Origin of the sequence: Comamonas composti DSM 21721 (genome assembly GCF_000429845.1) — a bacterium.
Classification (GTDB): domain Bacteria; phylum Pseudomonadota; class Gammaproteobacteria; order Burkholderiales; family Burkholderiaceae_C; genus Comamonas; species Comamonas composti.
Genome location: NZ_AUCQ01000014.1, coordinates 23304 through 35948 on the forward strand (window position 1 = coordinate 23304; position 12645 = coordinate 35948).

At 53.7% G+C, this 12645-nt stretch carries 8 protein-coding genes; 3 read left to right on the forward strand and 5 right to left on the reverse strand.

Annotated elements, in window-relative coordinates; genetic code table 11:
* Positions 1-481 precede the first annotated feature (481 nt).
* The 5 genes from G486_RS0109910 to G486_RS0109925 all read right to left on the reverse strand — a co-directional run bounded on the left by G486_RS0109910 (position 482) and on the right by G486_RS0109925 (position 9382).
* Positions 482-1408, reverse strand: a complete 927-nt coding sequence (locus G486_RS0109910) for a DNA/RNA non-specific endonuclease (RefSeq protein ID WP_027015404.1) — start codon at positions 1406-1408, stop codon at positions 482-484.
* Positions 1409-1482: 74 nt separating this feature from the next.
* Entirely contained in the window at positions 1483-2133 is a 651-nt protein-coding gene (locus tag G486_RS23490) for a response regulator transcription factor (protein WP_084455162.1), read from the reverse strand.
* A gap of 7 nt (positions 2134-2140) precedes the next feature.
* A complete protein-coding gene (locus G486_RS21965; protein WP_211233773.1) occupies positions 2141-5380 on the reverse strand; it encodes a response regulator in 3240 nt (1079 codons plus the stop codon).
* 18 nt (positions 5381-5398) lie between these two features.
* Entirely contained in the window at positions 5399-6553 is a 1155-nt protein-coding gene (locus tag G486_RS0109920; protein WP_245587284.1) for an EAL domain-containing response regulator, read from the reverse strand.
* 27 nt (positions 6554-6580) lie between these two features.
* A complete protein-coding gene (locus tag G486_RS0109925; protein WP_084455164.1) occupies positions 6581-9382 on the reverse strand; it encodes an ATP-binding protein in 2802 nt (933 codons plus the stop codon).
* 447 nt (positions 9383-9829) lie between these two features.
* On the opposite strand from G486_RS0109925, the gene G486_RS0109930 reads away from it, so the two are divergent.
* Genes G486_RS0109930 through G486_RS0109940 form a run of 3 tightly spaced genes read left to right on the forward strand, consistent with a single transcriptional unit; the run spans position 9830 to position 12644 of the window.
* Positions 9830-10759 (forward strand): branched-chain amino acid ABC transporter permease, encoded by a 930-nt coding sequence (locus G486_RS0109930; protein WP_027015407.1) that lies wholly within the window; start codon positions 9830-9832, stop codon positions 10757-10759.
* A 9-nt stretch (positions 10760-10768) separates the two neighbouring features.
* Entirely contained in the window at positions 10769-11848 is a 1080-nt protein-coding gene (locus tag G486_RS0109935) for an ABC transporter permease subunit (protein WP_027015408.1), read from the forward strand.
* Between the two features lie 16 nt (positions 11849-11864).
* The gene (locus tag G486_RS0109940; protein WP_027015409.1) at positions 11865-12644 is read left to right on the forward strand and encodes an ABC transporter ATP-binding protein; all 780 of its coding nucleotides are present in this window, start codon (positions 11865-11867) and stop codon (positions 12642-12644) included.
* The last annotated feature ends 1 nt before the right edge of the window (position 12645 follow it).

Here is a 12645-nt window from a genome sequence, read left to right on the forward strand (position 1 = left end):
CGGTCAAGAAAAGGATGACTGTAGCAATGTTGGGCCTAGCTTTGAGTGGTCTCGGGTTTCGTGAAGAGCACCCGCAAAGGCACTGTCCCCAAGGGTTGGGGGGAAATCGGGCGATTTGTTCGCACTGGCCCTTGCTTGCACCCCGATGCAAGCTGCGGCCCATCGACTCGCACTCATCCCGATTGCGCTCCAACGCGCCTGCGTAGAGATCGTGAACACGTTCTTAGGGCGCATCATCGAGTGGCTTTCCACAGGCGGGGATCTGAATCCTGGGCGCCGGAATGCGGCTTTGCTGCAGTCCCATTCATGCCTTGCACTGCCAGAGGTCCCAGGCCTGACATGGCCTGGAGAATCGGGCTCAAGCCAGCAGCGCGCCTGGACCGAAGCTAGTCATCTGCCGCAGGCGAGGAGGATGCAAGGGCTTTTCATGAGCGTCGTTGGCTGCATCCCCTTCGGGACGGCCCGGTGCAGGGCCAAAGTTCTAGTTTCCAATGACGGGTGCAAGCAACTCCAGCCCGGTACGACGTCTCAGCTCTTCATAGTTGATCGGCGCCATGCTCTGGGCCTGGGCTTGATTGGAGTGCCAATATGCCCAGGAACGACCTGTGCTTGCGTCATAGATCAGCTTGAACAAATGACTTGGCACGGAGACCTTGCCTGGGCCGATTGTTCCTCTGCTTTTGTCAAAAACCGGGCCTGTATAGATGAAGACATCTCCCTTGGCACGTGACACATAGCGGCGTGTGTCTTGCTCTATCTTGTTCCAGGCGCCCGCGTTGTGCTGCTGGTTTTGGGGAACCATGTTGGCAAGGCTAAAGCTTTGCGCCATGGCTTCGGGTGAGTACATGTTGGCGGCTGGCGCCATATGGCCGCGTGAGTAGCCCGAATGCTTGTAGTCCTCGAGTTCTGCCCGTTCGCTGCGCGGCAACCTGGCATCGGCATAGAACTTGTCGCTGCGCTTCAAGCCCTTGCCTTGCTCAAGAAGGTTGCGGTTGAGTCGTTCAACCACAAATACGGGAGTCTTGGTTTCTCCGCTGTGCAATATGGCAAACGCACTAAAGCATAGCTCGCGCTGCAACTGCGCCTGGGATGCAGTCGGGGGGATTCCATTGGGAAAGAACTGCGGGCATTGAGAAAATCCTGTTCCTTGACGGTTTTTTTCTGGCGCTGCTGCAGTTGTATGGGGTGAGATGTGATCCAACCATAGTTGGGAGAGATGAGGCAGTTGACTCAGATCCCAGCCTGGGTTGAGGATGTGGTTCGCAATTTGAAAACTGGCCAGGGCTGCGATACTGGCTGTAATAGTAAAGCGCTTTAAATTAAATAATGATGCAGCACGAGATTTTTTCTTGCTCTTTGCTCTGTTCTGGTGTTTTTGTATATTGGAATTCTTGTTTTTTGACTTCATTCAACCAAAGATGCAGGCAGGCCAAAATTCATTGGCTTATAATTTAAATTTGACTTGATTGAATAAATTTTCAATCAATTTTGAAATATGCTGTTTTTTACGAAAAAGGCAATCAAATCCTGATTCGTTTGGACATTCAATTTTCGCATTGCAGATGACTTTTGGGTGCTAACAGTTTTGATGCTTCGGCATAAGTGCTCTGCGATTTCTCCTATGGTAAGACCTTGTGAGAAAAGACGTAAAACCTCAAATTCCCTGGGAGTCAGATTTTTTATCTGATCTTCTACGGTGTTGCTGATGTCATTGCTGCTTTTTTTCTTGAATCCTGGAGCATAATATCTTGTCCCCAATCTTACCATTTTAACCGCTTGTATTATTTCATTCAGGTTTTGGCTTTTCATGACCACTCCATGAACTCCTGCATCATATAGAGAGGAAAGTATCATGGGGTTAGAAAGCATGGTGAGAATAATAAGCTTTATATCTTTGAATCTTCGAAGTAAATAGCTGATGAACTGAATTCCATCGCCGTGGACGTCATCGCCAGGCATGTTGTAGTCAGTTATGATGACGTCAGGCAATGATTTTTCAAGAAGAGCCACTAGTTCTGAAGATGAAAAAGCTGTGGCTTCTACAGTGATGTTTGCATCTTGTTCTAATAATTCCCGGATTCCCATAACCATTAATGGGTGGTCGTCTGCTATTACTACGCGAAGTATTGGCATGATATTTTTATATGTTTTGATGTGGCGTTATTCTTGCGTTGTCGATCATGATTTGAAGGGACTGGCAAATCATGAATAAAGAGCTTTCTACATCGTCATCCCATTTTTTATTTTTTAAAATATCTTCAACTTCAAAAATAGAATTCGCAAAATCCAGATTGTCGACAGCAGCCAAGCCTCCTCGTATACGATGCAGCTTTTGCAGGATTGTGACAATATTCTTGTTGAGTAAGGATTCCTTCAAGATTATCAAATCCTTGCTCATTGTTTCGATAAATATATTTTTATATTTTTCTGGAACAGGGTTGAATGCGTGTGGCTTGGTCACTTTTGAGAAGCTGCCAGAAGCTGATGTTTTATTGATATTGGCTATCGATGACAGTTTTTGATAGAGAAATGCGAGTTTGATGGGCTTCACCAGACAGGCAGTCATACCACTTTGAAGGCCATGAAGTTCATCATCTTTGAGTGCGTTGGCAGTGATTCCGATAATAGGTCCTTCCATGCCTCTTGAGCGTAATTCCCGAGCAAGTTCAAAGCCATTCATATAGGGCATGTTGATATCGGTCAGTATCAGATCGTAGTTAAATGACTCCCATTGAGCAAGAGCCTCTTCACCATTTTTAGTAAGATCCACGATGCAACCAATTTGCTCCAGCTGATCTTTTAATGTAATTTGATTGATTGGGTTATCTTCGGCAACCAGAATGCGCAAATTTAAAGCCTTAAAGAAACCATGTGATACTTTTTCTTTTGGTGATTTTCTGGCTGCAGACTCCAGACCATATGCAATACTCTCTATGTTATAGGTTTCAATCTCCAATTGAGTAGCAATATCGTTGTGAGGAGAAAGGCTTAAGTAATTTTCTGACCATGCTTCAGGATGAGTGGCTTGTTGCATGAAAATGTCAAGCAGCCAGTATTCCTGAGGATTTGAGGGTATCGGTTCCGAGGCTTCGCGGGCATTTGCATTCCAGAATTTAAGCCATTGACAAATATTATTGGAAAGCTCAGCATGAGGAGATCTAACTAAAATGTTGAACCCATCGAGCTGAGGTTTCTTTGTTGATGAAGATGTCTTCTCCTCTAATTCAAGGTGGAGTGAGAAAATGCTTCCAATACCAAGCACGCTACTCACATGGATACTCCCACCTTGAAGTTGAGCAAGCCGATCACAAATGGAAAGCCCCAGGCCTGCGCCACGTATCGTATGCCTGGATGCATCAATGATGTAAAAAGGATCGAAAAGCTCTTCAATATTTTCAGAGGCAATGCCTATGCCTGTATCTGCAACCTCGAAGTTGAGAAGAAATCTATTCTCATTTTTTTGAATAACCTTAAGCCTGATTATAATTTGTCCAACATCGGTAAATTTGATGGCGTTGGATATAAGATTCGCCAGAATCTGCTGGATGTGGGTAGCATCACCCATGAGTGTTTCTGGTATTTCGGTATCGATAACACAAAATAAAAGAAGGTTTTTTTGCTGGGCCATTGCAGCAAAGGATGCTGTGCAGCTTTGAACCAGTTCACGAGGGTTGCATTCGCTGAGCGCTATATGCAGCTGGCCTGCTTCTATCTTGCTGATATCCAAGATATCGCTGATTTGCAGCATGAGAATTTGTGAGGCACTTTGAATGCGCTCTACATGTTGTTTTTGCTGTGGATTGAGGTGGCTTAGAGATAAAAGCTCCAGGGTTCCCAGGATGCTGTACAGGGGAGTACGTATCTCATGGCTCATGGTGGCCAGAAACCGGCTCTTGGCTTTGCTGGCTTCATCTGCTGCAATCCTTGCGCGCTCAAGCGCCCGCTGTTCCTCGGTGCTTGCCGTGATATCAGTCAGTGCACAGAGAATTACATCCTGCTGCCTGTAGCGCGTGGGCGCATAGGCCAGGTGCAGGCTGCGGCCGTTGCTGAGGTTGATTTGTTCTATGACTCCAGGGACTTGCGTCTGGAGCAGCTGCTGTCTAACGCTGTTCGAGTTCAAAGGTCCAGGGAGGTCGGGATTGGCCTGATGCTGCAGACCCAGCCATTCCTGGGCCAGATGCGTGGCAAACACGACCCGGCCCTGTCTTCTCGTCAGCAGGCACAGGGCTACAGGGGCGGTCTCTATCAGCGTGCGGTTGAACATCTCGCTCGCAAGCAGCTCTTCTTGAGCCTTGCGGGCAGGTTCTATGACACTGGATTTGTACCAGTGGACATAGGCTATGCGACCGATTACACAAAAGACCAGCAGCAGCAAGCCGATCAGAGGTAGCCAGATATTGGCTTCAAAAAAGTTGCCATAGTCGACAAGAAAGTAGCCCGCCCATGGTCCAGAGGAGGTGCTCAGGCGCAGCACCAGGCCATTTTTCAATGGTGAAAATCCATTGTCCTTGACCTGGGGCGCTGGGCCGTTGCCCAGCAGAACCCCTTGCTGAGAATGGGTGAGCCAGAAGTCATATTGAAGCTTCTCCTGGCTGTGGCTTGATGCTTGCAGCCGTGTCCGATCCAGCAAGGTGGCGAGGTAGAGCCTGGGCGTGGTTTCGGGCGTGGCGTTCAGGCTTTGGGCTGACAGTCCTGCAGCTATGAAGCCCAGCATTTGATGTCCGGCCGAAGGTAGGGCAAGCCACTGCACTTCGTTGCCTGCGTTGGGAAGAGCAGGCGAGGGTTGCTGGGAGGTGTTCTGCGCGATCTGGTCTATCAGCGTCAGCAAAGGTACAGGGCTAGCGCTGGGCTTGTGTGGCGGAATGCTGATGCTGATGCCATCTCTGGGGTTGATCAGCAAAAGACTTGAGGCAGGGAAACTGGACGATGCCCAAAATGATGTGTAGTAGTCGGCCAGATAGCTGCCTATGGACAGATATATCAGGCGCTCAATCTCTGATGGCGGGTCTTGAGCGAAATGGACTGCATACGGAGTCTGGTGTCTGGGGGAGTGATCAAGTCTGACTCCCCCAGAGTAGGTGGGCGTGACCGTATCGGTGCTGTGGGGGTCGAGTATGGTTGTGATGCGCTCATTCAGGGAGTGGAGTTGCTTGAGAAGCTGCTCCTGCTCTTGGGCATAGGCAACGGCGGATGTGAATTCGCTGGTGAATCGGGCTCGCTCTTGTGTCAACACATGTTGAGCGCTCAGGACGAGCAAGCCGGCCAGCATGAACACCAGGGCGATGCAGCCAAAAATAACCACGCTTTGGCGATGCAGAAGCTGGGTGACGGTATCTAGTGAGCGTTGAGGCATGCATCGCAGATGCAGGGCTTTGGGCATGCCCTGCATGTTGGGGATTTAATTCAGCAGCATTTTTGCGAATCTTTCTGGATCCACGGCCGCAGAGATGAAAAAACCCTGAGCACAGTCGCAATCGATGCTGCGTAAAAAGGCCATGTCTTGCTCAGACTCAACCCCTTCTGCCGTGATGGTCATCTTCAGCTCGTGCCCCAGCCTGATTGCCGATGTCAGTGCGGCTGCGCGAATCTTGTCACGCCAGGCGTCGGTGACGAAAGCCTTGTCGACTTTGAGCTCGGTAAACGGCGTGGAGATGAGGTTGTACATGGAGCTGTAGCCCAGGCCGAAGTCATCTTGGGAAAGACCAAAGCCTTTCAGGCGCAGGCGGCTGGCGCCCATGTGGTAGACGGCAAGAGCATCGAGCACATCGTCCTCCAGCAGCTCAAAGCAGATGGCCTCGGGCTGAACTCCTGCCTGTGTGGTGATGGCATGCAGCTTGTCGGGCAGGTCGGTGATCTTTAGCAGCGTAACAGGAAGGTTGATGGAGATGGGGATTCTGTAGCCCAGCTTCTGCCACTGAACGTGAGCTTGCAGCCCGTCGCCGAGCATTTTCAGCAGCAATTCATACTCCATGTCATGGTGCTTGATCGACTGCAAAAAAGCCCCGGGATAGAGTATTTCCTGATCAGCTCGGATCCAGCGTACCAAGGCCTCGGCTCCGATGATGTGACCTGTGCGCAGTGATTTCTTCGGCTGAAACCATGCCTTGATGTCATCATCTCTCAGGCCTTGGCAGAGGCTGGCAGCATCAAATACATTGGCCTTTTCTTTGGCCTGTGGGGCGTGAGTGATTTCAGCCTTGGCCATGATCAGGTCGCGCATATTGTGGGCCTGTATGGATGAGAAGGGCTTGGGGAAGCTGCCCAGCACGGAAAAGCCTTTCTCCTTGGCCATCATTCCCACACTGCTTAAAAGACGCTGGGAGCAGGAGCTGGAAATGGCCAGCATGGGACTCAGTTGCTCGGATGCCAACTGATTGATGAACTGTATGCCATCGGTCTCTGGCATATCCAGGTCCAGGATCACGATCTGGTGGCGTTGCTGCCGGAGCTTTTGCAAGGCATCGTGCGCCGAGTAGGCATGGGTGATGTTCTGCAAGCCCACCTGCTGCAACTGCATCTCTACCTGGGCGCATTGCAAAGGGTTGTCGTCCAAGGTCAGTACATGGTATTGGGAAAGCATTTAGATGGCCTCCTTGGAGACTGCGGATTGAAGTTGTGCGTGAAGCATATTCAGGGTCAGTGGCTTGATCAGCAGGCAGTCCATGCCTGCTTGCTGCCACTTTTGCTGCGGATCTGGAAAAGCATCGGCCGTCATCCCCAGAATCGGACCGCAGTAGCCTTGCTGTTTCAGCGCTTTTGCTAGCTCGTAGCCAGACAGGGCGGGCATATTCAAGTCCGTGAGAACGGCATCAAACTCGAACAGGTCTGCTTTTTCCAGTGCCTGGGCTGCTTCGTAGACCAGTGTGGTTTGGCAGCCCAGTGTTTCGAGCTGTTTTTCAACTACCAACTGGCTGATGGCGTTGTCATCCACGACAAGCACATGCAGGCCCAATAGCGGCTTGACCTGGCTGGATGCGAGAGCGTGGTTGTGTTGAGTCAGGCCTTGTTGGGCTGTTTGTACTGCGTGTCCGATACCGAGTACCGAGTGGGGCTGCGCGAAGTAAACGGCGGCTTGCGTATCAATGGCATGTTTGGGATCTGCAGGGTAGGCCAGAACCTGGGGCCCCTGCCACTCGGCGTGGCTCTTGGATGGAGGCCAAGTCCTGACCAGAATGCTATTGGACAGAGCGGATTGCTCTTGTCCTGTATAGGGCAGAGCCAGGGCGCCCCAGCGCCGGAGCCACTTGCAAAGATTGGCAACGATTTCGGGCAATGGGCCATCCACATAGACCAGGCGTTTGGCCAACTGCGGGTAATGTCCGGCGTCGGTAATTGGGGCAAGCGGTAGCGACAACTCGAAGTAGATGCTAGTACCCAGTCCCATGAGACTGACGGCATTGAGAGATCCGTGCATGAGCTTGGCGAGCTGGCTGCAAATGGTCAGGCCCAGGCCGGTGCCGGGTACCTGGCGGGAGTGTTTGGTATCGGGCCTGAAATAAGGCTTGAATAAATGCGGAATGAATTCCTTGGCAACGCCGCTGCCTGTGTCGCTGACCTGAAAAACAATATAGGCGCTATTGTTTTCACGGGCCACGGAGTTCACACGCAGGACGACCTGGCCTATCTCCGTGAATTTGATGGCATTGCTCACAAGATTGTCCAGAACCTGGCGTATGCGCAAAGCATCGCCGACCACGGTGGCCTGGAGCTCGCTGTCCACTATCGAATAAATGTTCAGGCCCTTGGCTTCGGCCCGTGCGGTAAAGGTCGCAATGACCTCGTCAGCGAGTTGAACAAGGCAAAAGGGGCGGACTGTAAGCTCGACATGACCAGCCTCTATGCGGGAGAGGTCGAGAGAGTCGTTGACTGTGCGTGACAAGGACGCCACCGAGCCCTGTAGCGTATCCATGTAGTGCTTTTGCTGAGTGCTCAGCTCGGTCAGATTCAGCAATTCCAGCGTGCCTGTGATTCCGTACAAGGGCGTGCGTATCTCATGGCTCATGGTGGCCAGAAACTGGGTCTTGGCCTGGCTTGCGTTTTCGGCCAGCTGGCGCGCCTGTATCAGAGAGGCTTCGACCTCTTTTTGTGCGGTGATGTCCGATATGACGCATAGAGAGGCCGATCGCCCCTGGTGTATCAAGGGGACTGCCGTGACACGCACGGTGTTGCCGTTATCCAGCCGGGCGTCGCTGTGGGTGGGGTCCAGATTGGAGCGGGCCAGGCGGCTGAGCCACTGGGCATCATGCTTCATCCATAACTGGGCCTGTCTGTTGTCTCGCAGCACGGTGCCGTCTTCATGCAGAACCAGGGCCAGGCCGATGGGGGCGTTGGCAATCAGCTGAATATTGAGATTGACGCTGTCTATGAGCGCTCCCTGCTGGCGCTGAGCCGGCAACAAAACCCTGCGCCTGATCAGCAACACCCCGTAGAGAACACAGGCCACGAACAAGAGCTCTACGGTCGTCGCCCGGTACAGGACGGCCCTGCTGTCCCTGAGCAGCTTGTGCATGGGAATGGAATAGATCAACCGCAGTCCACCTGTCCCTATGGCATGGCTGAGCACAATGTTTTGATCCAATAGGCCCGAACCGTCGAGACCGAAGAAGTCCTGCTCGAATATGTGAGCCTGCCTGGGCTGAACCTTGTTTGGGCTTTGAGAAACCAGGTTGCCATAGCTGTCGAGCAACATGTAGGTGCTCTCCAGCACGGGGTCCAGAGCCAGGATCTTGTGCAGGTCACGTAACTCCAGGCCCAGCCAGCCGCTGCCAAGCTGCGTTCTGTCTATGGGGGTATAGACGGCGAGATGGCCTTGTGCGTTATCGGCATGCTTGAGCCAGGTCACGGGCAGATGGGCGTAGAGCGGAGCGGTCGCAAAATCGGCCAGGGCGGCCGCCTGGCTTGTGGGCTCTTCTACCCAGAGAGGCTGGCCGTTGTCCCCTGGCTTCATTGCATGGTCGTGGGGCAGGCCGGAGACGCTGTAGAGCAGTCTTGCGCCTGAGCGTTGCAAACCGCTGAGCAACCGTGGTGTAAGCAGCAGCACCCAGTCTTCGAGACCTTCCTGGGCTGGTAGGGGTAGCCGCTGGAGTGAAGGCCCTGGCATGTCTTGCCGCAAAAGAGGAAGTTCGCCTAAATGGACTGCGGTTGCTGCAGTCGTCCGCAGCAATGTTTCCCTTTGGTTTAAAAACAATTGGGCATTAAACACCCCGCCATTCAAATAGCGTCGATATTCTGAAACCGTATTAATACTTGCAGAGTATATGTAGCTTCCCGTAGCCACAACTGAGCACACTATTAATGCAATGGCAAAAAGCCACAGCAGTGTGGATGGCATGCAGAGATAGCTATTGAGCTGCTGCTGCACCAGAGGATGGTTCTTGGGCATCCGCAGATATTGCGCGTCTGCCGGCAGGCTGTGCTTAGGATATTTCTGAAAATCTGCAGGTCTTGGTTTTAATTAACTGGCTTGAGGGGAAGTTTTGATGGAGATTGCTTATTAATGAATACTTTATTGGTATTTTATGAGCAAAGTCAAGAAAGTTTTGTGCTGGTATTGGCCGGTAAGATGCAGCGGGGCTGGTGCTTTTAAAAGGCTTTGCAAGAGTTGTAAATCCTCGGAAAACCTCGTCGAAAAATATCCAGGTCGGGTGGTGCTGCTGCCTAGAATGGAACAGCCTTTGGTGCTATCGCTTTTGCGGCTGTGGTTTTCAGGCGGATCGGTCAAAAGCCCTGTGTGCGCCAAAAGGCAATCGTCACCATGGCATTGCTGGCTCCATCGAGATGGTGGGAGGCTTGCGGAATGTCTCCATCTTGGTCAAAGGGGAGCGCGCATATGGAAATCTTGTTGCAGCAGGTCATCAACGGGCTGGTGTTGGGAAGCATGTATGCCTTGATAGCTCTGGGCTATACCATGGTCTACGGCATTATCCAGCTCATCAATTTCGCCCATGGCGAGGTGCTCATGGTGGGGGCGCTGACGAGCTGGAGCTGCATAGGGCTGATGCAGGAAGCCATGCCTTCGGCGCCGGGCTGGCTGATTTTGCTGCTAGCCATGCTGATTGCCTGCATGGTGGCTGCGTCGCTGAATTTCGTGATCGAAAAGCTGGCCTACAGGCCTTTGCGCAACAGCCCGCGTCTGGCGCCGCTGATCACGGCCATCGGTGTCTCCATCCTGCTGCAAACCCTGGCCATGATTGTGTGGAAGCCTACCTACAAGGCCTACCCCACGCTGCTGCCCAGCATGCCGCTGGAGTTTGGCGGGGCGGTGATCACTCCTACGCAGATTCTGGTGCTGGCGGTTACGGCCGTGGTGCTTGCAGGTCTGATGTATCTGGTCAATCACACCAAATTGGGCCGTGCCATGCGTGCCACGGCCGAGAATCCGCGCGTGGCGGCTTTGATGGGCGTGCGGCCTGACCATGTGATCTCGGCTACCTTTGTCATCGGTGCGGTGCTGGCAGCGATTGCTGGCGTGATGTATGCGTCGAACTACGGCACCGTGCACCACACCATGGGCTTTTTGCCCGGACTCAAGGCCTTTATTGCAGCCGTGTTCGGCGGGATCGGCAACCTGGCTGGCGCCGTGGTCGGGGCCATGATGCTGGGGCTGATCGAGTCCATTGGCTCGGGCTACATCGGCGATCTCACGGGTGGCGTGCTGGGCAGTCACTACACGGACATTTTTGCCTTCATCGTTCTCATCATCATCCTGACCCTGCGTCCCTCGGGCCTGCTGGGCGAGCGGGTGGCGGATCGTGCCTGAGGAGAAAGCATGACAAGCAAAAAAATCTTGCACTGGCTTGCGGGTGGCCTGGTGCTGCTCATTCTTCCCCTGGTGCTGCAGTACTTCGGCAACGCCTGGGTGCGTATTGCCGATCTGGCCCTGCTTTATGTGTTGCTGGCTCTGGGACTGAATATCGTGGTCGGCTATGCGGGCCTGCTCGATCTGGGCTATGTGGCGTTCTATGCGGTGGGTGCCTATATGTTTGCGCTCATGGCCTCGCCCCACCTAGCTGAGACTTTCGAGGGCTTTGCCTCCATATTCCCGAATGGCCTGCATACCTCGATCTGGCTCGTGATTCCTCTTGCAGCCCTGCTGGCGGCGATTGCCGGAGTCCTGCTGGGCATACCCGTGCTCAGGCTCAGGGGAGACTATCTGGCCATCGTCACGCTGGGGTTCGGGGAAATCATCCGCATTTTCATGCTCAACCTCGATCAGCCTGTGAACATCACGAACGGGCCCAAAGGCATAGGCCAGATCGATTCGGTCAGGATTCTGGGGCTGGACCTGGCGCGGCGCCAGGAGATCCTGGGTTTCGAGATCAGCTCGGTCACGCTGTATTACTACCTGTTCTTGGTGTTGGTGCTGGTGAGCATCGTGATTTGTGCGCGGCTGCAGGATTCGCGCATAGGCCGGGCCTGGATGGCGATCAGAGAGGACGAGACTGCGGCCAAGGCCATGGGTATCAACGTGCGCAACATGAAGCTGCTGGCCTTTGGCATGGGCGCCTCGTTTGGCGGCGTGGCGGGTGCGATGTTTGCAGCCTTTCAGGGCTTTGTGTCGCCAGAGTCTTTCAGTCTCATGGAGTCCATCATGATCGTGGCCATGGTGGTTCTTGGCGGGCTGGGGCATCTGCCTGGCGTGATCCTGGGGGCTGTACTGTTGTCGGCCTTGCCCGAGGTGCTGCGCTTTGTGGCCGGGCCCTTGCAACAGATGACGGGTGGCCGGCTGGATGCATCCATACTGCGCCAGTTGCTGATCGCTCTGGCGATGATCGTCATCATGCTCATGCGCCCGCGTGGACTCTGGCCCTCGCCAGAGCATGGCAAAAGCCTGGCCCGACGCTCATGAATCGGGGGAACACGACATGACTTCGACAACTCGGGCCGTGCTCCAGGTGGCCGGCATCTCCAAGCGCTTTGGTGGCCTGCAGGCCTTGTCGGACGTGGGCATGCGCATAGAGCGTGGTCAGATCTACGGCCTCATTGGGCCCAACGGTGCTGGCAAGACCACTTTTTTCAACGTGATCACGGGTCTGTACAAGCCCGACGGCGGCAGCTTCGAGCTTGCAGGCCAGGCCTATGAGCCCTCGGCCGTGCACAAGGTGGCCAAGGCCGGTATTGCGCGCACGTTTCAGAACATCCGGCTGTTTGCCGAAATGACGGCGCTGGAGAACGTGATGGTCGGGCGTCATGTGCGTACCCATTCAGGGCTTTGGGGCGCGGTGTTGCGCACGCGGCGCTTTAGGCGTGAAGAAGCCGCCATACGCGAGCGTGCGCATGAGCTGCTGGCCTATGTGGGCATTGCCAAATATGCGGACTTCAAGGCGCGCACTCTCAGCTATGGCGACCAGCGGCGCCTGGAGATTGCGCGAGCCCTGGCCACGGATCCGCAGTTGATTGCGCTGGACGAGCCGGCCGCGGGCATGAATGCCACGGAAAAGCTGCAATTGCGCGAGCTCATAGAGCGCATACGCAGCGATGGGCACAGCATCTTGTTGATCGAGCACGACGTGAAGCTGGTGATGGGTCTGTGCGATCGCGTGACCGTGCTTGACTATGGCAAGCCGATTGCCGAGGGCGCACCGGCTGACGTTCAGAAAAATCCCAAGGTCATCGAGGCCTATCTGGGTACTGGAGGGCATTGAC